The 19,936-nt window shown below is 60.6% G+C and carries 20 protein-coding genes and 3 pseudogenes; 9 read left to right on the forward strand and 14 right to left on the reverse strand.

All coding sequences use genetic code 11. The features are described from left to right. The first annotated feature begins 539 nt into the window (after positions 1 to 539). Both R0V12_RS05540 and R0V12_RS11520 read left to right on the forward strand, forming a co-directional pair. Entirely contained in the window at positions 540 to 2,273 is a 1,734-nt protein-coding gene (locus R0V12_RS05540; protein WP_320072997.1) for an ATP-binding protein, read from the forward strand. A 396-nt stretch (positions 2,274 to 2,669) separates the two neighbouring features. Further along, the gene (locus tag R0V12_RS11520) at positions 2,670 to 2,879 is read left to right on the forward strand and encodes a hypothetical protein (RefSeq protein WP_413774847.1); all 210 of its coding nucleotides are present in this window, start codon (positions 2,670 to 2,672) and stop codon (positions 2,877 to 2,879) included. A gap of 141 nt (positions 2,880 to 3,020) precedes the next feature. On the opposite strand, the gene R0V12_RS05550 is transcribed toward R0V12_RS11520, so the two are convergent. The 8 genes from R0V12_RS05550 to R0V12_RS05585 all read right to left on the reverse strand — a co-directional run bounded on the left by R0V12_RS05550 (position 3,021) and on the right by R0V12_RS05585 (position 8,799). Beyond that, positions 3,021 to 4,070 carry an LLM class flavin-dependent oxidoreductase gene (locus R0V12_RS05550; RefSeq protein WP_320072255.1) on the reverse strand — a complete coding sequence of 350 codons (1,050 nt, stop codon included), beginning with the start codon at positions 4,068 to 4,070 and terminating at the stop codon, positions 3,021 to 3,023. Further along, entirely contained in the window at positions 4,067 to 4,561 is a 495-nt protein-coding gene (locus tag R0V12_RS05555) for an NADPH-dependent F420 reductase (protein WP_320072998.1), read from the reverse strand. Before R0V12_RS05555 ends, R0V12_RS05550 begins: the two co-directional genes overlap by 4 nt. A 2-nt stretch (positions 4,562 to 4,563) precedes the next feature. After that, positions 4,564 to 4,692, reverse strand: a complete 129-nt coding sequence (locus tag R0V12_RS05560) for a hypothetical protein (protein WP_320072999.1) — start codon at positions 4,690 to 4,692, stop codon at positions 4,564 to 4,566. A gap of 450 nt (positions 4,693 to 5,142) precedes the next feature. Beyond that, entirely contained in the window at positions 5,143 to 5,619 is a 477-nt protein-coding gene (locus R0V12_RS05565) for a PIN domain-containing protein (RefSeq protein ID WP_320072257.1), read from the reverse strand. Next, entirely contained in the window at positions 5,616 to 6,026 is a 411-nt protein-coding gene (locus R0V12_RS05570) for a helix-turn-helix domain-containing protein (RefSeq protein WP_070361684.1), read from the reverse strand. The genes R0V12_RS05565 and R0V12_RS05570 overlap by 4 nt, the downstream gene beginning before the upstream one ends. A 70-nt stretch (positions 6,027 to 6,096) precedes the next feature. Continuing rightward, positions 6,097 to 7,305 carry an amino acid permease gene (locus tag R0V12_RS05575; RefSeq protein ID WP_320073000.1) on the reverse strand — a complete coding sequence of 403 codons (1,209 nt, stop codon included), beginning with the start codon at positions 7,303 to 7,305 and terminating at the stop codon, positions 6,097 to 6,099. Between the two features lie 9 nt (positions 7,306 to 7,314). Beyond that, positions 7,315 to 7,458: a hypothetical protein gene (locus tag R0V12_RS05580; protein WP_320073001.1), complete on the reverse strand. Its 144-nt coding sequence runs from the start codon at positions 7,456 to 7,458 to the stop codon at positions 7,315 to 7,317. Positions 7,459 to 7,611: 153 nt separating this feature from the next. Next, the gene (locus R0V12_RS05585) at positions 7,612 to 8,799 is read right to left on the reverse strand and encodes a type II toxin-antitoxin system HipA family toxin (protein ID WP_320073002.1); all 1,188 of its coding nucleotides are present in this window, start codon (positions 8,797 to 8,799) and stop codon (positions 7,612 to 7,614) included. Between R0V12_RS05585 and R0V12_RS05590 the strand changes: the two genes are divergently transcribed. Beyond that, positions 8,791 to 8,925 carry a hypothetical protein gene (locus R0V12_RS05590; protein WP_320072245.1) on the forward strand — a complete coding sequence of 45 codons (135 nt, stop codon included), beginning with the start codon at positions 8,791 to 8,793 and terminating at the stop codon, positions 8,923 to 8,925. The two genes, R0V12_RS05585 and R0V12_RS05590, sit on opposite strands and share 9 nt — an antisense overlap. Here R0V12_RS05590 and R0V12_RS05595 read toward each other — a convergent pair. Then, the gene (locus R0V12_RS05595) at positions 8,922 to 9,443 is read right to left on the reverse strand and encodes a flavodoxin domain-containing protein (RefSeq protein ID WP_256008674.1); all 522 of its coding nucleotides are present in this window, start codon (positions 9,441 to 9,443) and stop codon (positions 8,922 to 8,924) included. The genes R0V12_RS05590 and R0V12_RS05595 overlap by 4 nt on opposite strands. 39 nt (positions 9,444 to 9,482) lie before the next feature. Between R0V12_RS05595 and R0V12_RS05600 the strand changes: the two genes are divergently transcribed. After that, complete coding sequence (locus R0V12_RS05600; RefSeq protein WP_071573803.1) at positions 9,483 to 9,902, forward strand: YbaN family protein; 420 nt, start codon at positions 9,483 to 9,485, stop codon at positions 9,900 to 9,902. Here the strand turns inward: R0V12_RS05600 and R0V12_RS05605 are convergent. The 4 genes from R0V12_RS05605 to R0V12_RS05620 are packed head-to-tail and all read right to left on the reverse strand — an operon-like array spanning position 9,883 to position 12,219. Continuing rightward, positions 9,883 to 10,044: a hypothetical protein gene (locus R0V12_RS05605; RefSeq protein WP_320072246.1), complete on the reverse strand. Its 162-nt coding sequence runs from the start codon at positions 10,042 to 10,044 to the stop codon at positions 9,883 to 9,885. The genes R0V12_RS05600 and R0V12_RS05605 overlap by 20 nt on opposite strands. Continuing rightward, positions 10,007 to 11,383: a hypothetical protein gene (locus tag R0V12_RS05610; RefSeq protein WP_320072247.1), complete on the reverse strand. Its 1,377-nt coding sequence runs from the start codon at positions 11,381 to 11,383 to the stop codon at positions 10,007 to 10,009. The genes R0V12_RS05605 and R0V12_RS05610 overlap by 38 nt, the downstream gene beginning before the upstream one ends. Then, positions 11,380 to 11,592, reverse strand: coding sequence for a hypothetical protein (locus R0V12_RS05615; protein ID WP_320072248.1), 213 nt, complete (start codon positions 11,590 to 11,592; stop codon positions 11,380 to 11,382). Before R0V12_RS05615 ends, R0V12_RS05610 begins: the two co-directional genes overlap by 4 nt. 12 nt (positions 11,593 to 11,604) lie before the next feature. Next, positions 11,605 to 12,219 carry a DUF3558 family protein gene (locus R0V12_RS05620; RefSeq protein ID WP_320072249.1) on the reverse strand — a complete coding sequence of 205 codons (615 nt, stop codon included), beginning with the start codon at positions 12,217 to 12,219 and terminating at the stop codon, positions 11,605 to 11,607. A 143-nt stretch (positions 12,220 to 12,362) separates the two neighbouring features. Between R0V12_RS05620 and panB the strand changes: the two are divergent. The 3 genes and pseudogenes from panB to R0V12_RS05635 all read left to right on the forward strand — a co-directional run bounded on the left by panB (position 12,363) and on the right by R0V12_RS05635 (position 14,770). Continuing rightward, positions 12,363 to 13,165, forward strand: a pseudogene (gene panB, locus R0V12_RS05625) (3-methyl-2-oxobutanoate hydroxymethyltransferase). 11 nt (positions 13,166 to 13,176) lie between these two features. Beyond that, a pseudogene (panC, locus tag R0V12_RS05630) lies at positions 13,177 to 14,001 on the forward strand (pantoate--beta-alanine ligase). Positions 14,002 to 14,185: 184 nt separating this feature from the next. Beyond that, positions 14,186 to 14,770, forward strand: a complete 585-nt coding sequence (locus R0V12_RS05635; protein WP_320072250.1) for a hypothetical protein — start codon at positions 14,186 to 14,188, stop codon at positions 14,768 to 14,770. A 319-nt stretch (positions 14,771 to 15,089) separates the two neighbouring features. Here the strand turns inward: R0V12_RS05635 and R0V12_RS05640 are convergent, their stop codons facing one another. After that, entirely contained in the window at positions 15,090 to 16,844 is a 1,755-nt protein-coding gene (locus R0V12_RS05640) for an ATP-binding protein (protein WP_320072251.1), read from the reverse strand. Positions 16,845 to 17,339: 495 nt separating this feature from the next. On the opposite strand from R0V12_RS05640, the gene R0V12_RS05645 reads away from it, so the two are divergent. Continuing rightward, a complete protein-coding gene (locus tag R0V12_RS05645; RefSeq protein ID WP_320072252.1) occupies positions 17,340 to 17,924 on the forward strand; it encodes a hypothetical protein in 585 nt (194 codons plus the stop codon). Between the two features lie 131 nt (positions 17,925 to 18,055). Next, positions 18,056 to 19,774 (forward strand): annotated as a pseudogene (locus tag R0V12_RS05650) (DUF5635 domain-containing protein). Positions 19,775 to 19,936 lie beyond the last annotated feature (162 nt).

Here is a 19,936-nt window from a genome sequence, read left to right on the forward strand (position 1 = left end):
CTTTCCTCGTGGCCCTTTGGGCTCGTGGCTTCTGGGCTGTTTGCCCATAAATTACGGGCCTACTTTACTCGCACATCGGTTGTGAGGGAATGCGCAAGACGGGTTGGTGGCAGGTTGGTGGCAGGTTGGTGGCTTGCTGGTGGCTTGCTGGTGGCTTGGTCACAGGGAGCGAGTGCCAAAGGACACAATTTCGGTTTTGGAAACGGCTGTTTTCCCAGGTCGTGAATTTTCGGGTGCGTCCTTTGGCACTGGCTCCGCTGGCGAAAGGGTTTCTGGCAATTAGCTGTGCACCAGAACCCGGGTTTTTGGCGGGGCGGGAGGGTAAAAGGCCAGGTCGCTGATTGCGCGAGGTGGAATTTGGTGCACCCGGCGCCCTCACGCCGAAAGATATAGAAAGAGATAGAAAGATATAGAAACAATTCGTTGACCTGCACGAACGTTCAGAACTACACTTTCCCAGCACCCGATACCTTTCCAATATCTTCAACTCCCAAAATTGGCTCCGAAAAGAATTACCTGGGGAATGTACAATCTGCCACATGGTCACGGAATCAGCTTGGGACGCGCTCCCCTCGTATGTTCGTTTAGCGCTGGAGGCGATTCATGATGGAGCGACGGCGGACTCGCAAGAGTCGCTGATTTTGGAATTCAAGGAAGATCCCTCTGCTCGTGAGGGGAAGGGCGGGAGGGCGAAGCTCGTCGAGAAGCTGTTGAATGAGGCTATTTGTATGGCCAACAGCGAGGCGGCGACGGGACACATTGTTGTCGGCGTTGCGGACCGGACTCCTGGCGCGGGCGCATTCACTGGCACTGAGCTGGGCGAGGAGGACATTGCCCGGCGGATCTTCAATGGCACGAAGCCGAACATGAATGTGCAGGTGACAGCGGTGCATGCGTGGGGTGCTCGGCTTGTAGTGATTCACGTGCCGGAAGCTCGTGCGCTGTACACGCGGGGTGATGGTGCGGCGAAAAGGCGGACGGCGGACTCGCAGTTCTCGTGCCAGCCGATGACAGAGGAGCTACGCCGGGCGATCGATGCCGCGCGGCGAGACCCTGACTATTCGAACGACCCAGCCGATATCACTATCGATGACCTGCAACTTCCCGTCATCGAGGAGGCTCGGCGGATGCTGCGGGAGCATCGCCGCTCGCGGGGCTCGGACGCGGCAATCCCTCAGACCACCACTGGCCTGCTTCGGGAACTCGGACTCATGCGAGACGACGGCCAACTCAAGCGCGCCGCCGAAATCCTTCTCGCCCAACCAAACCCGACAGACGTGGTGGTCCGCCACCTGTGGCGCAGCATCCCAGGGCAAGAACCGCAGGCCACGCTCATTTCAGACCCTCTGCTGCTCGCGTTGCCACGCCTGCGACGTCTGATTGCGGAAAATGGTGACCGCGAGATTGAGCGCGTGCAGTTTGAGGATGGTGAGGAAGTCGCCATCAGTCGGTTCCCGTCGCAGGCAGTCGACGAGGCCGTCTCGAACGCATTCATTCACCGCGACTGGCGCCTGCCCGGCCCAGTAGTGGTCGAGCAAACGAACCGCACGCTCAAGATCACTTCTCCGGGACCTCTCCCACCAGGCGTAACGGTTGACACATTATTATCGACGCCCTCAGTGCCACGGAACAACCGGCTCATGGCGGCGATGCGGACCCTTGGCCTCGCCGAGGAAAGCTCGCGCGGTTTCGACCGCATGTGGGCCACCATGATCCGCACCGGCCGCAGCGCCCCGGAGGTAACCGCCACCGAGGCAAATGTGCAGGTGGTTCTGGCAGCGCAGCAGCCAGATACCAACTTCATCAAGGGCTTGCGGAAGCTTTCGGAGCGTTTCGGCGAGGAGGTCGTCGATAGTGTTGCGCCGCTGATTGTGCTCTGGCACCTCAACTCCGCACCACTCATTACAGCAACAACGGCTGCACAGAAAACCCAGTTCAGCTCCCTCGAAGTACATGAGCTTATGGACGACCTCGTCGCCCGCAGCCTTCTCGACCCCGTCACCGACGCCGACGAGTGGACCCTCAGCGGTGAAGCCCGGAAACTCCTCAACCTGGGACAACCCAGCGACCTCGCCACCGTGAGCGTCCAGGAATGGATCGAGGCCAAACTCCACGACGGTGCCGCACTCCAATCCGCCGACATCGCCGACCAGACCGGTGTCAGCGTCGCCGAAGCAGGCCGGATCCTTCGACACTTGCGCAGCCTCGGGCGCGCGAAGATCGACCCGGATGGTCCTCCGCGCGGCCGCGGCACCCGTTGGATCCGGGCGTAAAAGAGATAAAATATCGAAACAAATCGCTGACCTGCACGAATAACATTTCGGCGAGGCTTCCAGGCTCCCTATATCTTTCCAATATCTTTCTGGCGTGGAAATAGGCCTCTAAAAGAATTACCTGGGGTTTTCGGTGTGGTTACAGGGAGCGAGTGCCAAAGGACGCAATTTCGGTTTTGAAAACGGGTGTTTTCCCAGGTCGTGAATTTTCGGAGGCGTCCTTTGGCACTGGCTCCACTAACGAAAGGGTTTCTGGCAATTAGCTGTGCACCAGAACCCGGGTTTCCGGCGTGCCGAGACAGCAAAAGCCCAGGTCGTCACTGGCCAGCAATGGAATTTGGTGCGGCACGCGAGCACACAAGCTCCCTTCACCCCGCACCGGATACCATTGCCGCCATGAGTTCCCAGTACAGCGCAGTCGAGGTGCTTCTCCCGCGGGAGGTGCCGCTTGGTGGCCCGAGGGCGATGCCGGTGCATCGGACGATTCCGCATCGGCAGCGTCCGATGATTGGGGCGCAGTTGCGCATCGCCTCGGGGGCTGAGGTTGAGCTTGCGCTCAGGTTTCGTTCGAGCACGGCCTACTTGTCGTCCGCCTCGAGAACGTAGCGCTGCCGGAGCACGCGATCGGCTACATGGGCGTTGGCAAGATCAAGCAGGCGAGGGCTGATTGGCTGCCCACGCAGGAGTTGCCGTACGCGACGTTGAAGCCGAGCCGCAACCCGGGGCCGGTGGCGCGGGGCTAGAGTGCTAGGCGTCGGCAAGCATGTCGCGTACCAGGGGCACGACCTTGGTCCCGTAGAGCTCCACCGAACGCATGCGGGCGGCGTGGGGGATGTGCCCGACGGTGGAGTACACCATGTCGTATCGACCCAGGTCAAGCGTGCGAACCGTGTTGGCGATCTTTGCTGCTACCGTCTCCGGCGAACCCACCGTGAGCGCGCCGCGGCTGATCTCCGACTCGAAGCGGCTGCGGGTCAGCGGCGGCCACCCACGCGTCTTCCCGATGCGATGCTGAGCCGCCGCGTACTCCTCAAAGATGAGTTCCTTGGCTTCCTCATCAGTGTCGGCGACGAAGCCGGGGGAGTGCACACCCACGGGGTGCGCGGTGGTTCCGAACTGCGTCGAGGCCTGCTTGTACAGGTCCACGTACGGCTTGAACCGGACGGGTGCGCCGCCGATGATCGCGAGCATGAGGCCGAACCCGTACTTCGCGGTGCGCACGACGGACTCTGGCGAACCGCCGACGCCGACCCATGTGGTCAGGCCGCGCTCGGTCTTCGGGTAGAGGTCGGCGTTGTTGAGCGCGGCTCTAGTCTGGCCGGACCAGGTCACCGGCTCCTCCTTGACCACCTCGGCCCACAGGCCGAGTTTCTCCTCGAAGAGCCGGTTGTAGTCCTCGAGGTTGTAGCCGAAGAGCGGGAAGGACTCGGTGAAGGATCCGCGCCCGAGGATCACCTCCGCGCGGCCATTTGACAACGCGTCGAGGGTGGCAAACTGCTCGAAGACGCGGACAGGGTCGTCGGAGGACAACACCGTCACCCCGGACGCCAGCTTGAGCCGTTGCGTGGCGGTGGCGATGCCCGCGAGCATCGCCGGTGGGGAGGAGATGGCGTAGTCGGGCCGGTGGTGTTCGCCGACGGTGAAGGCGTCGACACCTATGGCATCGGCGAGTTTTGCTTCCTCGAGTGTCGCGCGGATCGCCTCGGCGTGCGTGAACAGCGCGCCGTCCTCCTTGCGCGGGATGTCGCCGAACGTATCTAAGCCGAACTCAATAGCTGCGGGATCTAGCGTGGTCATGCTTGCTCCTTGTCGTTGATCAGTGTGCGTAGCGTGTGCACGTCAACATTCGCGCCGAACGCGGGGTGCCCGGGCTGCAGCGCAACCCCGGCATCGAGGGAGTGCAGGGGCAGGGGATCGAACCCAAAGTCGCGGACGAGCCCCGCCACCTTTTCGACGTCCCCTTCGCCATCCCCCGCCACCGCAATCGCCTTGCCAGTCCCGGAGCCTTCATCAAGATCGTGGTAGCCCATGTGGTTGAACGCCTTCACCACGCGGGATTGCGCCAGGTGGTCCTGCACCAGCCGCGAGGAGTTCGCCTCCGCGAGCTCCGGGTGGTGGCCGTCCGTCTCCCACCAGTAATTCATCGCGTCGACGACCAGCGCTCCCGCCAACGCATCAGCAGGCAGTTGGCGGAAGTTCCGCAGCGGCAGCGCGAGGATCACGACGTCAGCAACCTTGACAACGTCCCCTGCGGTAGCGGTCACCGCACCCGGTACGAGCGCGCGCACAATCAGGTCAATCGCCGCAGGATCGAGCCCGCAAACGTGACCTCGTGGCCTGCGGCGATCGCGTGCCTGCCCAGGACGGTGCCGAGCTTGCCCGCCCCAGGATTCCGATATGCATCGTTAGCCCCTCTCATTTACGTGACGTGTCAACTACCCTAACGCGTCGGAGCTGAAAGTATTCCCGGGGCTCCGGCCGGTTTGGCCGAGCCGCAATCTGTTTCCGCAGGTCGCCAACTTCCGACGAGGAAATTTGGCGCCCAGCAGAGAGTGCGTGTGCCAAAAGACGCAACCCTATTTGGTCCGTTCATTCATAATTCCAGGTGAGAAAAGTGCTAGATATTACACGATGTCAGATTTGGCACTCTGCGAACTCCCTGTGCACCACAATCTCTATTTTCGACCGAGTCGCATGTCATTTCCCCAGTTCGCGAACAATCAGCAATGGAATGTGGTGCGCGAAACGCCGACTGCGCTCGCTACCTTAAAATGGAATCAACAACCGTTGCGAAATTCGGGCAGCCCGAGCGCTCTAGCATTACAGCAGTTATCGGCCGGTCCGCTGCTTTGATGCCCTTCACCTTCTCTCAATAAGCCTCGTTTTCCTGCGCCACCCTCTTACAAAGCCCTGGGAACGCCTCAAAAATGTGGCAAAAGAAATCATCCGGAGTCAGCACGTCAAACAGAAACTGCTGTGAGTCAACATAGTCAACGAGTCCCCTGTCGCTGGTGACGACGTACTGGACGTTGCCAGCGACGGCAGCGCTGAGAACGTGATGATCATGAATGTCCGCGTACCCATAATTGCCAACAGCAAAACCGGAGATTTCCCATTCCGCCAACGCACCGCGAATTCGCTTGAAGCGTTTTGAAATAGCACCCTCGGGAGCGTGTGGGTTATTTCTACGCAAATGATACTGAGCTTCGGCGATAATATCCTCGGTCCACACTGGAAAGAATGGTGGCTCGACATCTTTATCAGAGCCCAGGAAGAGAAGGAAGCACCAGTCGGTGAGAGTGCGCGAGTACCAGGCGTTAGCGTCAAAAAGGACTGGAATACTCACAGGCCTTCAATCTCATTATCGAGCTCTCGAATCGCATCGAACTCGTGACGTGCGCGCGCACGGCACCGCTGCAAGTATGCGACGACGTCTTCCCTGCGAAGCCGCGTGTGTGACCCGGCTTTGAAGTAATCGATTTCGCCTTCTCGAATCCGTTTCATCAGAGTCGGCCGAGAAATCCCAAGATACTCAGCGGCCTCAGTGGTGGTGAGTATCTCGGAGGGGCGGGAAAGCGCGACGCTCTCTCCGCGCGCGACCCTGGCCAAGATGGACTCGATAAATGAGGCTAATGCAGGTGGAAACGTACCGCGCACGGCATCATGAAACGTTTCGGGGTTAGCCACGACCTGGCTGGCCTGCTGCTCGACAGCTTGAGTGACCTCAATTGCCGGATTAGTTTTCGTTGTCACAGCGCTTCACCTCCAGAGGGTTTACACTTATAACTGTAACCTCCGCACCATAAACGTGCAACCCGCCGTATTACGCCACCATCTGCCACACCGTCACGCAAATGATCACGATGCCCAGGCCGAACACGAAGATGGCCTCAGGCTGCTTCGCGTAGTGGCGGAAGGCGGTCGCGTGGCGGAACAGGAGCATCGGCACGATGTAGACCAGCAGCGTAATGAAAATACCGCCGACGACCGAGATCAGGTCCAGGATTGACGGGTTGAAGATGGCGACAGCGACCGTCGATACGAAGACGAAGATGTAGATGCCCGCGCGGACCGCACGCGGATTCCACTTCTCCGAAGCCTTCGGCGCGACCGCGCGCAGCAAATACTGCGTGCCCTCCTCCGTGCCAAGCATGTGCCCAAAGTACGACGACGCAATCGCACACAGCGCGACCACCGGAGTCACCACCGCCATGAACGGGGCATTCGTCGTGTTGGCGAAGTAGGAGAGGACCGGAATGTTCTCCTCGCGCACGGCGGCCATGCCATCCGCGCCGAGGGCGAGCGTGCAGGACCAGACGAAGAACATCGTGAAGCTGACCAGGAGGGTACAAGTAATCAACTCAATCTTGGACACCTCCTTCTCCGTACCGGCCACATCACCGTCATGCGACTTCTGCACATCCAACGCCGACTGCGACACCGCCGCCATATGCGAAAAGGAAAACACCAGCACAGGCAGCACAAACAGCATCGCCTTCCACAGCGGCACATCCGACTTGTACGCCATGAAACTCTCCAAGTCCCAGTACGGAATCAGGTACAGAGAGACGGCAGCGAGCGCCACGATCAGCGGATACACCAGCAGATTCGCGAACCACAGCGTCGCCTTCTTGCCGAGGGCGTACGCGCCCGTCATCACGCCGACGCAAATCGTGGCCAGCAACCAACGGTCAATGTGCGGGCCGCCCATCTGGTTCACGATGAAACTGTCCATCGTGTTCGTCACCGAAACGCCGTAAATCAGCACAATCGGGTAGATCGCCAGCCAGTACATCAGCGCCGTTGCCAGGCCGCGCTTCCGGCCGGCCAGGGACGTGATGACCTGCAGCACGTCCAGGCCCTTCACCGGCGACGCCGACACAATCCTCGAATACATCCGGTGCGAGAAAAACACCATTGGCCCAACCAGGATCGTCGCAAGGAGGAGGGGCCAGAAGCCGAAGAGCCGGCGTCGATAGGAAGGAAGAGGATTCCGGCGCCGACCGCGGTACCGAACAGCGTAATCGCCCACGACCAGGTACTACCGTCCGGAGACGGGGCTCGGCGCGTACGGCGGAATCTCGCGCTTGTCCGCCGGCGTGAGGTTCTCCAGCTCGAACTCGTCAGCGGCAACCTCCTGGTGCTCGCTGCTGAAAGGTACGGGGTCCGTGGCACGCTCGCTCATGAAATCCTCTCTCGCTCGACAATAATGTGACCCCACACACCTTAGCCGATGAATGAAATTGAGCTAACTTATCGACGGCCAGCTGCGCGGAGGGTTGGGCGGAAGGTGTCGAAAACTGTCCTTAGCGATTTTGTGAACAGAATTGCGCCTGGGCTACCAGTGAGCACGACGAGCCCGAAGCACCCGCCTCGAATCCCTGGCCCGGCGTGGATCAAAATCACAGTCCCGAATGAGGCGCTCGGCTAAATCCTCCGTGGCGGCAAGGGCTTCGTCGGCGACTTTGCGAACCACCTGCTCCGGCAATCCAATATCCTCCGCGAAGGCGAGGAACTTCTTGTAGCTCAACCCAGACGTCGAGTCGCGAACGGGGAGCGCAAGGGAAGTATCGCCGTAAGGCACGGTGCTCGGGATGTCATACACCGGGGCAAGCTCGAAGCCTCTACCCGAATCCATTACGGACACATTCTTCGCATGCAAATCCCCATTGCCCGACAGCCACGCAAACGCCAACTGCTGCGCCAACCCGCGCGCCGCAACCAACGGCGCAGCAACCACACCAAGCACCGCAGCACACACATCCTCGTAGCTCACGTTGTATTTCCCACTCGGGTAGATGCCCAGCAATTGAGCAGCATCTTCGACGGGACGTTTGCGGGGGAAGTGGCCGTCGAAACGCGAGACGACCAAGCCTGACCTGCCCGAAGCATCGTGAACAACTTGGGCCTCCACCACGCGGCCTCGCGCCGACGGCATCATGCGATACGCCGACAAGCAGGCATTTTCATTCTCGACGACCCTCGGAAACTCCGGCGGCGCGACCTTCAAAATCGCATCCCCCCGCACCGGAAGCGCAAGCGTGCGCGCCGATGCCTTCTCCTGGACCCCCGCCAACGCATTCGCATCAAACCCGGTCGATGGATCCAGCAAATCAGCGAAATCGCCATACCCATCCCGCACGTCCACCAGCGGCGCAACCTCAGACGGCCGCTGACCCCACGGCAGCACCCGCACATTACCGACCGTGTTGCCGCCAACGGCGAGCAGCATCGCCAGCTCATCATCCAGTGATGCCTTCACACTCCTCCGCAAAGCACTCAGCCGACGACCCTCCGGCAACAGCCCCGTAAAAAACGGAGGCAGCGCGCCCGACGAAGTCTCCACCACCTTGCCGAACGGCAACGTCGTCGCGACCACAGCGCCACCCGACTCCGCGTACCCATCAACGTAACTAAACGTATTGACGCCACCCCGACTCACAATCTGTCCCGCAAGCACGTCATTCACCCACACACCAGCGGCCGGGACTTGGGTTGGTGCGTGAATCATCGGGTTTTGGATCATCGCAGCGCCTCCGGAACGTGCTGCACCGCCACCACATCCAAGCCAAGCAGCATCATTATCGGCGTCGTGTTCACGGTGCTGGCCGGTATCGCAGGCCTGGCAAAGCAGGCCGGTTTGATCCGCTAGCTGTTGTCGCGCACCCAGGCCTCGACGGGGGCGAGGCGGGTGAAGTCAACGCGGTCGACGTCCTTGTTATAGGTGTCGATCATCATGCGGTCGTTCGCGGACTTGCGCGGTTTGAGTCGCAAAGCGCCGACGACGCCCGCCATCGTGGCGGCGTGAGCAGCGGATAGTTCGGAATAGTTCATGCGCCCGGGCAGGTAGAAGCGGGTGACGCTGTCCGCGCGGCTGCCCAAAAGTTTCGCGGAAAAGTCCTTATCGACGGCCACTTCGTCCAGGCTCATGCCGACGGTGACGAGGGAGACGGAGTGGGCGTCGAAAAGTGGGTCGGGGAGCTTGCGGATGAAGCTGGCGCCGGGGTTGTTCGGGCCGTGGATGGGGGCGAGAACCACGATGGGGCCTTCGGGGGTGAAGTCGGCGTCGGGGATTGGTTCGGCGGTAGTTCCGAGGCGTTTTGCCAGCTCATCGGCGTATTCCTTGGTGGATCCGTAGAACGAGGCGTATAGGATAGTGCAGGCAGTCATACAACTATTGTTGCATGTTGCGGCTAGAATGTGGCGACGATGCGGTACGTGTACATGATTGTGGGGCTGGTGGCGCTTGCCCTGGGAGCGGTCGGCGTGTGGGTGCCGATCCTGCCCACGACGCCGTTTCTGCTACTTGCGCTGGTGTGCTTCACGCGGAGCTCGCCACGGTTGGAGCGCTACCTGCTGCGCCATGACACGTTCGGGCCGTTCATTATTGACTACTACTCAGGACAGCTGACGCGGGCGCAGAAGCTGCGGATTCTGGGGCTGCTGTGGTTGGGGATGGGCGCCTCCATATGGGTGGTGATAGTGGTGGTCGGGCTGTGGCCGGTGGCGTTGCTGCTCGCCGCGATCGGTGCCGGGGTGAGCGCGCACATCTGGCGGCTGCGGCCACGCCCCGAGCGCGCCGCCGAACTACGCCAGCGTGCTGGACTGCCTACTGACCACGCACGTTGAAACCGATGACGCCGGGATTGACCAAGGGGGCGTCGCCAAGCAGGGCGTGGATGTTGCCCTCCCTCTCGACGGCACTGGTGACCGCTCTCGGGCGTTGCTTCTTGTCATCTTTGCCGCGGCCCTGCGACATTGGCGCACCCATGAAGCCGCCTCGCTGCCCTTGCTGACCTGCGGTGTTGGCGGCAGAACCTGTGGCACCCGCTGCGCCTGGTTGGCCGCCGAAGCCACCTGTGGACCCGGTACCCGGCCGACCCGCGAAGCCTCCCGCGCCGCCGCCGGCGAGGCCAGCGTTGGAGCCGAAGCCTGTGGCTGAGCCTGCACCTGCGCCTGCCGACGAGCCGAACCCTGCTGATTGCTGGTGCAGCGACCCGGCGCGATGGCGGCCACCACCGCCTGTCCCGCCCATCGGCATGCCACCGAATGCGCCTTGGCCTGCGCCTACGCCGGAGCCTGCTGCGGAGGCGGCGCCGGTCGTCGCACCGCTGAGCCCGCCTGCACCGGAGGCGAGACCGCCATGGAGGCCAGCGCCCGGCGCGACATTCGTGGCCCGGAGCGTTCAGCGCGCCCGGTGGAGGAAGCGTCGGGGCCTGCGCTGAGGCGACCTGGGTCGGGGTGGCGCCGGACGCGATGGCGTTGAGCATGTCCGGGTTCGGCTTCCCGAACTGCTGCAACACGTCCTGCGGGCCGCGCGCGTTGGCGAGATTCGTGTAACCGTTGTTCGCAAAGATGCTGGCAAGCCCCGCCGGCATCGGTGCGTCCGCGAACTCGGGTGCTGTCGGCGCAGGTGGGCCATTGATGGAGAAATCGGAGCCGGTGACATCGGTGAGATCCGGAAGCAGTTTGACGAAGGTCGGGTTCGTCGCCGGCAGGTACGAGTTGACATACATCGGGCAGGAGCTGACGAAGGCTTCCTTCACAGCTTTCACCGCGGCCGGCGATACGGCCTCAGCTGCTATCGCCGCAGCCTGAGCTGCCGCTGCCATAAGTTGCGACGACGACGCCAACGCCGCCAACCCCGTGTTATTCCCCGCAAGCGCCGCCGAGTTGGCTGCGTACTCGGACCCCGCTGCCTGAATCAGCTGGAGACGCGCAATCGCCTGGGCGACGAACTCGGTCTCCGCCGAAGATTCGAGGGACGCAATGGCTGGGGCGATGGCCTCCACCATCTCGTAAATACGCTGCGCATTCGACGTCCAATTCGACGCCAACCCCGACGGAATCGCTGTGTTCGTGGTCAGGATGTTGCTCACCAGCGACTCGAAGCTCCCATCCGTCGACGCATACACCGCACTGTTATTGAACGGCTGCGTCTTGTAACTCTTCGCAACCGCAGCCGCCGACGACATCCCCAGATTGGAACCCAGCCCGCTCAACCCAGGCGTTCCACTAAGCCCGACCGCGTTCACAATGCCCGCAATCGAATCGTCCGCCATCACCGTATTGTCCAGGCAGACCTTCAACACCTTTGCCGACGACTTCACATTCCCTGTGAACGCGTCCGTCGCAAGTGGAGCGTGCTCCGAGTATCGCCGTGTTTCTCCCCTGCCTCGCGGAGGCCGGAGACGGCGGAGAAGGTTCCGCCGGGCGCCATGCCTGAAATACCTGACGCGGTAGTAGCAGCTTCGCCAAGATCAAGTAGATCAACGATTGCCTTGTTTACGTCTTCTACCTCGATATGTATAAGGACCATTATTTCCCCCAATTATTTTTTATTATTCAAATACAATGATTCAAGTTTTTCAACGGCTGCTGGACAAAGTATGTCGAAGCCATCTTCATCACTTGGTGTTTGAACGAAGACCCCAATGCCCCCGATAGCAGTGTCTAGCTGTGCAACACAAGGATTGCTCGGAGTAACGAGATCGCCCTTGTTATAAACGTAAAGACTCGGCAAAGCATCCGACGCATAGTCAGAAGAAATGATCCGAGTCTGTTCAGTCATTTCCCGGTTAGCGTCAACATTCGCCAGCCCCACGATCCAATTGGTGTGCGGATCCTTGAATGTGCACGCTGATGCACCATGCGGCGAGTCAATCTCCCCGTCCGTGCTCCGCTTGATTTCGCCGGTGAAGCCCGCGCGGCGGAATTCGTCCTCGGTGATGTCGTTGCAGGGATTGAAGTAGTCCTCGGGGGCAAGCGTGAATGGGTCGAAGTCGCCGATGGGGACGGTACCGGATTCGAAGACAAAAGCTCTCTGAACAGCAGAATCCGCAGGAGGGGCGTTGGAGGGGGCGGAGGGGGCGTCGATAAGGGTGGTGCTGGAGCAGCCAGCGAGCAGTGTGGCGGCGAGTAGTGGTGCCAAGGTATAGGTGCGCAAAGTGTCCCCCCGTTTTTCAAAGTGTTTCTACACAACCTAGTGCATTTCGCGCGATTGTAAAGGGTTTTGTGTACACCATGGTGGACATCCGATTTTCAATAACCGCCAGCGAGGCGCCACCCAGCGTCCTAATATAAGGCCCTATGAAACGACTCCGTACTCGTTACTTCGCGCAGGCGAAGGCAGAAGGCCGCAAATTTACGGCGCTGACCAGCTACGACACCATGACCGCCCAGATCTTCGACGAAGCCGGGATCGACTTCCTGCTCGTCGGGGATTCGGCGGCCAACGTGGTGCTCGGCCACACTACTACCCTGCCGATTACGCTCGATGAGATGATCACGTTCGCCTCCGCGGTCGTGCGCTCGACGCAGCGCACGTTTGTGGTGGTTGACCTGCCATTCGGCACGTATGAGGAGTCGCCGTCGCAGGCGCTCGCCGCGGCGGTGCGCGTCATGAAGGAGACTGGGGCGCAGGCAGTGAAGCTGGAGGGCGGCGTCGAGATGGCGCCGACGATCAAAACGCTTGTCGACGCCGGGATTCCCGTCTGCGGGCACATCGGGTTCACGCCGCAATCCGAGCACGCTCTCGGCGGCTACGTTGTCCAGGGTCGTGGTGACGCGGCCCAGCAACTACTTGACGACGCCACCGCCGTCGCAACTGCGGGCGCCTTCGCGGTCGTGCTGGAGATGGTGCCTTCGGAGATGCGACGCGGGTAACGAACGAGGTTCCGATCCCGACCATCGGCATCGGCGCAGGTAACGGCACTGACGGGCAGGTGCTCGTGTGGCAGGACGCGTTCGGGTTCCGCGCCGGCGGAAAAACGCCGCGGTTTGTACGTCAGTATGCGGACCTGGGCGCGCAGCTGCTGGAGGGCGCGCGGAGGTACCGGGAGGACGTCGAAAAGGGAGACTTCCCTGCTGCTGCCGAATCGTTCAAGGATTAAGGAAGGCCACCATGCGAGTCATTACCACTGTTGAAGAGCTCCGCGCGGCACGCGCCGAAGCAACCGGGACCGTCGGGCTGGTGCCGACGATGGGCGCCCTGCACTCGGGGCACGGCACGCTCATCGAGCGTGCGCGGCGAGAGGTCGATACGCTGATTACCAGCGTGTTCCTCAACCCACTGCAGTTCACCGACCTCGGCGACACCGACGATTACCGCAACTACCCACGCGATATTGAGGCTGACTCAACGTTTTGCGAGGGCCTCGGTGTGGACATCGTGTTCGCGCCCAGCGTCGAGGAAATGTACCCCGGCGGGATTCCACAGATTGGGTCCGCACCGGCGAGATGGGCACCGTCCTGGAAGGCGCGTCGCGGCCGGGGCACTTCGACGGTGTCGCGACCGTCGTCAACAAGCTGTTCAACCTGGCCAAACCGGACGTCGCCTACTTCGGACAGAAGGACGCGCAGCAGGTGGCGGTGCTCCGCCGGATGGTTCGCGACCTGAACCACGACGTGGAGATCCGCACCCTGCCTATCGCGCGCGCCGCGGACGGCCTGGCGCAGTCCTCGCGCAACGTGCGCCTCTCCGAGGCTGGACGTTCGCAGGCGTTGGCGCTGTCGCGTTCACTGCGGACGCTGCAGGAACAGGTCGACGCGGGCGCGTTGGACGTCGACGCGGTGCGCGCGGAGCTCGCGGCGTCGGAGGGCGTGACGCTGGACTACCTGGTGGTCGTCGATCCGGATACGTTGCAGCCGACGTTCCGAGCCCGGCCTGGCGCTCGTTGCGGCGACGGTGGACGGCGTGCGGCTCATCGACAACGCGCTGTTGGGGTAGGCCGGGCGCTGCGAGTTCCGGGATTTTGGAGTGGAAGGTGTGCTGAAAAGTTTGCTCGGGATTTTGTGAACAGAATTGCGCCTGCCTTCGCTCCCGGGCTGCGACCTTGACAAATGATGAGGGGGGGGGGGGCTTGAATATACAAGAACCTTATTTTCCCCTGTCACTCAAAGGAGTTTTCGCTGTGAAGAAGATTGCAGCCGTGGCCCTCGCCGCAACCATGACCGTCGGAGCGCTCGCGCCGACCGCGGGCGCCCACGAGTATTCAAACATTCCTGGCGCCTATGCGGTCAACAAGTTTGAGGACAATAAGTGCTGGATTCTGGCACAACTTGACGGTGAAATGTACGGTTTCGGTGGCCCTCGAACCCCGGCTGAAGCCGCCGACAACCTGCGTGAGCTGAAGGAAGGCGCCGAGGAAGATAAAGCAGAGGGGTACGAATACTACGCGGGAACCGCACACCTTCTCCGCTTTATAACCGGCACGGACGATACCAGGACGGACGTAGATCTCCTTGTTCGGGACGTTGCAAACACAAAACAGCATTTGTTCGAGCGGGAATATCGACGTGCCTTGGAAGCCTGTGCTACTGGCCGCGAGTACGAGACCAATAAGCTCCTGCAACAATCCTCGAAGATGACGCAGTCCGAACGCGCTGCAGCATTCTGGACACCGGTTGCGTTACTGTTCGCGGGCGTCCTCGGCGCGGTGGCGCTGCCAACGCTCAAGCCGATGTTGCCAGCCAACATCGCTGCGATGCTGCCGTAACACCATCACGGCGCCTATCGACGCAAGCCGAATACAACTGCCTAATCGTCCATGGTTTCCCGGAGACACGGAACCCTTGGACGATTAATCACGTCTAGACGGGCCGCATTATTGGGACGGAGTTGGACGTCGATTAGCTGCGGCAAGAGATTTACAGGAGTGCCGCAAAGCTATATCGCGATCGCGGGTCTTGCGCTTGCGGTGCCGGGCTTGATTGACTTGTGGCCGCGCGCTGAGGGGAGCCACACCGAGTTCTTGATCTCCCTGGTCGTCGTGCTGGCGATAGGCATGATGCTTATCGACGCCGCGTTGTCCGCATCTACTCGTCTTGTTCACCAGAAAGCGCGTAGCGCTGGTTCTTTGCGTTCCAGTGCTTTTCTGTGAACGTAATGATGCCTTGCTGCTCCATTGTCTTCAGGGTCGGGGTTATTTGACCGTAACTCATGCCAGTGTGCTCGGCGATTTCGCGTTTGGACAGTGGCTGTCCGGCGGCGTGGAGCGTTTTGCGGATCAGGTCGATTTTTTCCCCGCTCCGTAGGTACGCGCGGCTCCGTGATTGTGAAGATGTCGGAGTTGCTGGCTCTGGCGCTTTCGGCGCAGATGTTTCTTCCGGGAGGAAAGAATAAACGGTGCCACCTGCTTGGCCAAGGGCGGTCGCTAGGCCGTATTCCACAAGCTGTTGTAACTCGGCGCGTGCTTGGGTGGAGTCCATCGGGAATTCTTGGCGATAGGACGCGTTGGTAAGCGTCTCACCATTGCGCATCCGGATGAGCGCATGGCGCTGCGCCGTGGAAAACACCTCTCCACCCGGAAGATTCGTAGCCCAAGCGAGATCCGCTTCGGAAAGCATGGTCGAAGAGGTCAGGATCGCTTGGAAGTCGATGACTCTGTCTTTGAAATAGGGGGCGGGGAGGAAAGCGTCATGAAGAGCCTCACGTACTGCGGGAATGCCCGTCGCACTCGCCTCAATGACGCGGTGTCCTTTCGGCGTCTTTACTGCAGTACACATGCGGTACAAGACGGGATTGCGTGCCCGCGGTCCGGTGTTGCCAAGTTCGCTTTCGGTCAATCCCCAAAGTCCGCCAGGGTTGACCACGATGAGCTTGTCTGAGTGCTTTACTACTTGTGTGTAGGCAAGCATGCTGGCCGGAGACAGGTCACGGTGGACAAGTGCGTTGGCTACAATCTCGCGAATGGCCAACGTGGGAAGCTCTGGCACATCCTTGCCGTGGCCATCAGTAAAGACGGTGGTTGTTTGCAGGTGGTCGGTGACCCACTCGACTACCGCTTCAAGCAAATCGGGGACTGGTCCGGTGAATTCTTCCCTGTCCCGCATTCGCATTGCCCTGGGGTCATGCGGTCCGCGGGTAACGTGTGCTTTGACGTTGAGAGGCAAAAACTGCTGAGGGTGTATACCGAGGGCATAGATTGCTGCCACCGTGGGCTCACCCGTATCGGGTGCGACGACATTGGTGCGAATCAGCTGGTCTTCTCGCGGTAGTTGGGCAAGACGCCTGGATTGTGAGCGCTCTTGCTCCAGATACTGTTCAAGCAGATCCGGGTCGAGGTCTCGTTCTACGCTGGCGCCCTCCACAGGTGCCCAATCGTGCTTTGGGACTCCGCGTTGCGAAACAAGAAGCTGTTCCTCGTTTGGGTCGAGCTCGTAGTCACCGTCACCGGACCGGATGTAGGCGGGGCCGCCCTTCCCAACCCGGAATGGCTTACGGTCCGAGGGTTGCGGAGGAACGATGCACTGCAGCACAGTCTTGCCATCGACTGTTGCAGTTTCGATAGCACCGAGGTGGAGGGGAGGCACGATCTTCTGTCGTGCTTTATTTGCTAACTGACTCTCTACGGGCTTTGGGCTGGAAATACCTGTCACGGGGAAACTGCCGTCTTCTTCTGCCACACCGAGCAGGATGACTCCGCCCTCTGGCATATTTCCAAACGCAGAGAGAGTTTCATCAATGCTCTTTGGCAAGCCGTGCGAGGCATCTTTTGCTTCGATTTTGTAGGTGTCGTTGCCTATGTCTCGCAGTGTGTTGATGGTGGTTTTGATAGCGGTTTCGCTCATGTATAGAAGTATAACTCAAAATATAAATCAGAATCGCACTCAAAACCCGCAGGTTAAAGGCATATCTCACTGTGTGAGAGCGATTCTGAGTGCGATTTTAAAGAACAACACTCAAAATCACACTCAGACCCACTGCGCATTCTCCACTGCACCCACACACAGCCACGATGAGCCGTGGTTGACTACCAGGGTGGCACAGCATGAACGCGCCGCAGCATTCTGGACGTCTATCGCGCTGCCAGCCAACATCGCTGCAATGCTGCCGTAATTCACCACGACACTTTGCCGATGCGCATCGGATGCCCGGGGCCTGATCTAGCTGCTCCATTCGACGTTCTGAGTCGAGATTGGCCGATGAAAAGCTTGCTCGGGATTTTGTGAACAGAATTGCACTTGCCTCCCCGCCTGGGCCGCAGCCTTGACAAATCACGAGGGGGGGGGGCTTGAATATACAAGAACCTTATTTTTTTCCTGTCACCCAAAGGAGTTTTCACTGTGAAGAAAATGGCAGCCGCGGCCCTCGCCGCAACCATGACCGTCGGGGCGCTCGCGCCGACCGCTGGCGCCCACGAGTATTCAAACATTCCTGGCGCCTATGCGGTCAACAAGTTTGAGGACAATAAGTGCTGGATTCTGGCACAACTTGACGGTGAAATGTACGGTTTCGGTGGCCCTCGAACCCCGGCTGAAGCCGCCGACAACCTGCGTGAGCTGAAGGAAAGCGCCGAGGAAGATAAAGCAAACGGGGACGAATATTACGCGGGAACCGCACACCTTCTCCGCTTTCTTACCGGCACGGACGATGCCAGGACGGATGTAGTCCTCTTTACCCGGGACGTTTCAAACACAAAGCAGCATCTGTTTTACCGCGAATATCGACGTGCCTTGGAAGCCTGTGCTACTGGCCACGAGTACGAGACCAATAAGCTCTTGCAGCAGTCCTCGAAGATGACACAGTCCGAACGCGCCGCGGCATTCTGGACGCCGGTCGCGCTGCTGATCGCGGGCGTCCTCGGCGCGGTCGCGCTGCCAGCGCTCAAGCCGATGCTGCCAGCCAACATCGCTGCGATGCTGCCGTAACACCATCACGGCGCCTATCGACGCAAGCCGAATACAACTGCCTAATCGTCCAACGTTTCCCGGAAACGCGGAAACCTTGGTAGATTAGACACATCTATTCAAACAATCGCAGGTCGGAGGGGAGGGGTCGTATGCAGCCCGGCTTTCACCCCCTTCGGCAAGATTTGGCTGAACAAGTCGGCGCAATTCTGGCGACAGCAGCGGGCGGACGCGTCCATAGGACGACCGAAACCCAGGATGTCGACTTTAAGGAGGAAGCCGGACGTCGCAACGGGCCTGAGATCGAGCCGGGCGCACCCCGGAACCTGATGGCGGCCACCAAACTCGCTGACGAAGTCGCCTGCATGGCTAACACCCCCGGCGGTGGCGCGCTCATCGTCGGCGTTGAGGACAAAACGGGCCGCATTATTGGGACGGAGTTGGACGTCGATTGGCTGCGGCAAGAGATTTACCAGCGTGTGCAGGTTGCCCCTTCCATCGAAGAGCGGGTAGTTGAAGGGCAACGGCTGCTGATCCTCTTTGTGGCAGCGTCCCAACAGCCCGTCCCGAACACGAGCGACCAGTTGCGCTGGCGCGTCGGCGACTCGTGCAAGCCGGTGGACCTCTCCGAATGGTGGGAGTACCAGCGCTCGCAAATGAACATCGACCCGATGACGCAGGCCTCCGACCTGGGTGTTGGGGACGTTCGGCCGCGAGCGCTTGAGATTGTTCGGCGTCAACAAGAAGCCTTCCGCGAGCTCACCGACGAAGAACTACTGCGTGGCCTCGGAGCACTCGACGCGAACAACAACCTCACCCAAGCAGGCGTCACGCTCTTCGCCGCCACCCCGCGCGCGGTACTCGAACTGACAATTTTCGACGTCCACGGCGGCAACATACTGAATCGTGTCAGTGGCAACGCGGGGACGTCGACACTTGAACAGCTTGAAGATATTGAGCAGGCACTGCGCATCGTGAACAAGAACAACACGATCGTGTCCGGGTTCGTGCACCAACCGATTCCACAGATCCCACACAGCGCCGTGCGTGAAGCCCTGCTCAACGCGATGATTCACCGCGACTGGAACCGACAAGAACCAGTCGACGTCCGCTGAATCGAACTCGACAGCACCCTCATCGTGCGCAGCCCCGGCCCATTCATGCCCGCCATCTCTGCGGCAAACGTGCTCAGCAACCGGGAAGCCCGCTACCCCGCCCTTGCCGACCTCTACCGCGCAATCGGCCTCGTGGACAAGCAGGGCGTCGGCGTTGACCGCATGTACCAATCCATGATCACGCTCGGCCACCGGTCTCCGGAGATCATCGAGGTTCCAGGACCATACATCGAAACGACGCTCGTGGGCGGCCAGCCTGAGCTGCCCGTGCTGGACCTCGTTTCACGCATCGTGCCGACGCCCCGCCAGCGCGACACACGCATCGCCATCATCCTGTACCTCCTGTTCAACCACCCTTTCATCACCCGCCGAAGCGTTGCCGAAGCACTACAGTCCACGGAGGAAGCCGCCGAACTGGCCCTGACCGCGGCGCACCAAACGACGGTCAATGGCGAACCGCTGATCCGCAAGCATGGGGACGCGTGGCTCCTCAACGAGACAAGCCGTGCCGTACTCCGCGACCACGAATCCCCCACCGCGCGGCCCGCCTGGTACCTCGGCACCGATCCGGAGAACGCCCGCAAAGTTGTCATGCAATGGCTCTCCGCATTCGGCGAAATCCGGACCGCGGACCTCGTCGAACTTTGCGACATCTCCCGCTCCACGGCCACCAACCTCATCAGCGGATGGGAAGACGACGGCCTACTCGTCGCCGTGGGCGGAGGGCGCTCCCGCAGGTATCGCAAGGGTGAGTAGTAGTGGCGCGGGTTTCGGAGTTCTGTGGTGGAAGGTGTGCTGACAAGCTTGCTCGGGATTTTGTGAACAGAATTGCGCCTACCCCCTAATCTCCCAAGGTTTTCCTGAAACGTCGAAACCTTGGGAGATTAGACCACTCTATTCTCGTAATGGCTGGTCAGG

Source organism: Corynebacterium sp. UMB2355A (genome assembly GCF_033877495.1).
GTDB classification, from domain to species: domain Bacteria; phylum Actinomycetota; class Actinomycetes; order Mycobacteriales; family Mycobacteriaceae; genus Corynebacterium; species Corynebacterium pseudogenitalium.

What these genes read in the sequence shown, in the direction of transcription:
- R0V12_RS05540 (WP_320072997.1), top strand. Translation starts at nt 540, where the DNA reads ATGGTCACGGAATCAGCTTGGGACGCGCTCCCCTCGTATGTTCGTTTA.
- R0V12_RS11520 (WP_413774847.1), top strand. Translation starts at nt 2,670, where the DNA reads ATGAGTTCCCAGTACAGCGCAGTCGAGGTGCTTCTCCCGCGGGAGGTG.
- R0V12_RS05550 (WP_320072255.1), bottom strand. Translation starts at nt 4,070, where the DNA reads ATGACCACGCTAGATCCCGCAGCTATTGAGTTCGGCTTAGATACGTTC.
- R0V12_RS05560 (WP_320072999.1), bottom strand. Translation starts at nt 4,692, where the DNA reads ATGAGAGGGGCTAACGATGCATATCGGAATCCTGGGGCGGGCAAGCTC.
- R0V12_RS05580 (WP_320073001.1), bottom strand. Translation starts at nt 7,458, where the DNA reads ATGAGCGAGCGTGCCACGGACCCCGTACCTTTCAGCAGCGAGCACCAG.
- R0V12_RS05585 (WP_320073002.1), bottom strand. Translation starts at nt 8,799, where the DNA reads ATGATCCAAAACCCGATGATTCACGCACCAACCCAAGTCCCGGCCGCT.
- R0V12_RS05595 (WP_256008674.1), bottom strand. Translation starts at nt 9,443, where the DNA reads ATGACTGCCTGCACTATCCTATACGCCTCGTTCTACGGATCCACCAAG.
- R0V12_RS05600 (WP_071573803.1), top strand. Translation starts at nt 9,483, where the DNA reads ATGCGGTACGTGTACATGATTGTGGGGCTGGTGGCGCTTGCCCTGGGA.
- R0V12_RS05605 (WP_320072246.1), bottom strand. Translation starts at nt 10,044, where the DNA reads ATGGGTGCGCCAATGTCGCAGGGCCGCGGCAAAGATGACAAGAAGCAA.
- R0V12_RS05615 (WP_320072248.1), bottom strand. Translation starts at nt 11,592, where the DNA reads ATGGTCCTTATACATATCGAGGTAGAAGACGTAAACAAGGCAATCGTT.
- R0V12_RS05640 (WP_320072251.1), bottom strand. Translation starts at nt 16,844, where the DNA reads ATGAGCGAAACCGCTATCAAAACCACCATCAACACACTGCGAGACATA.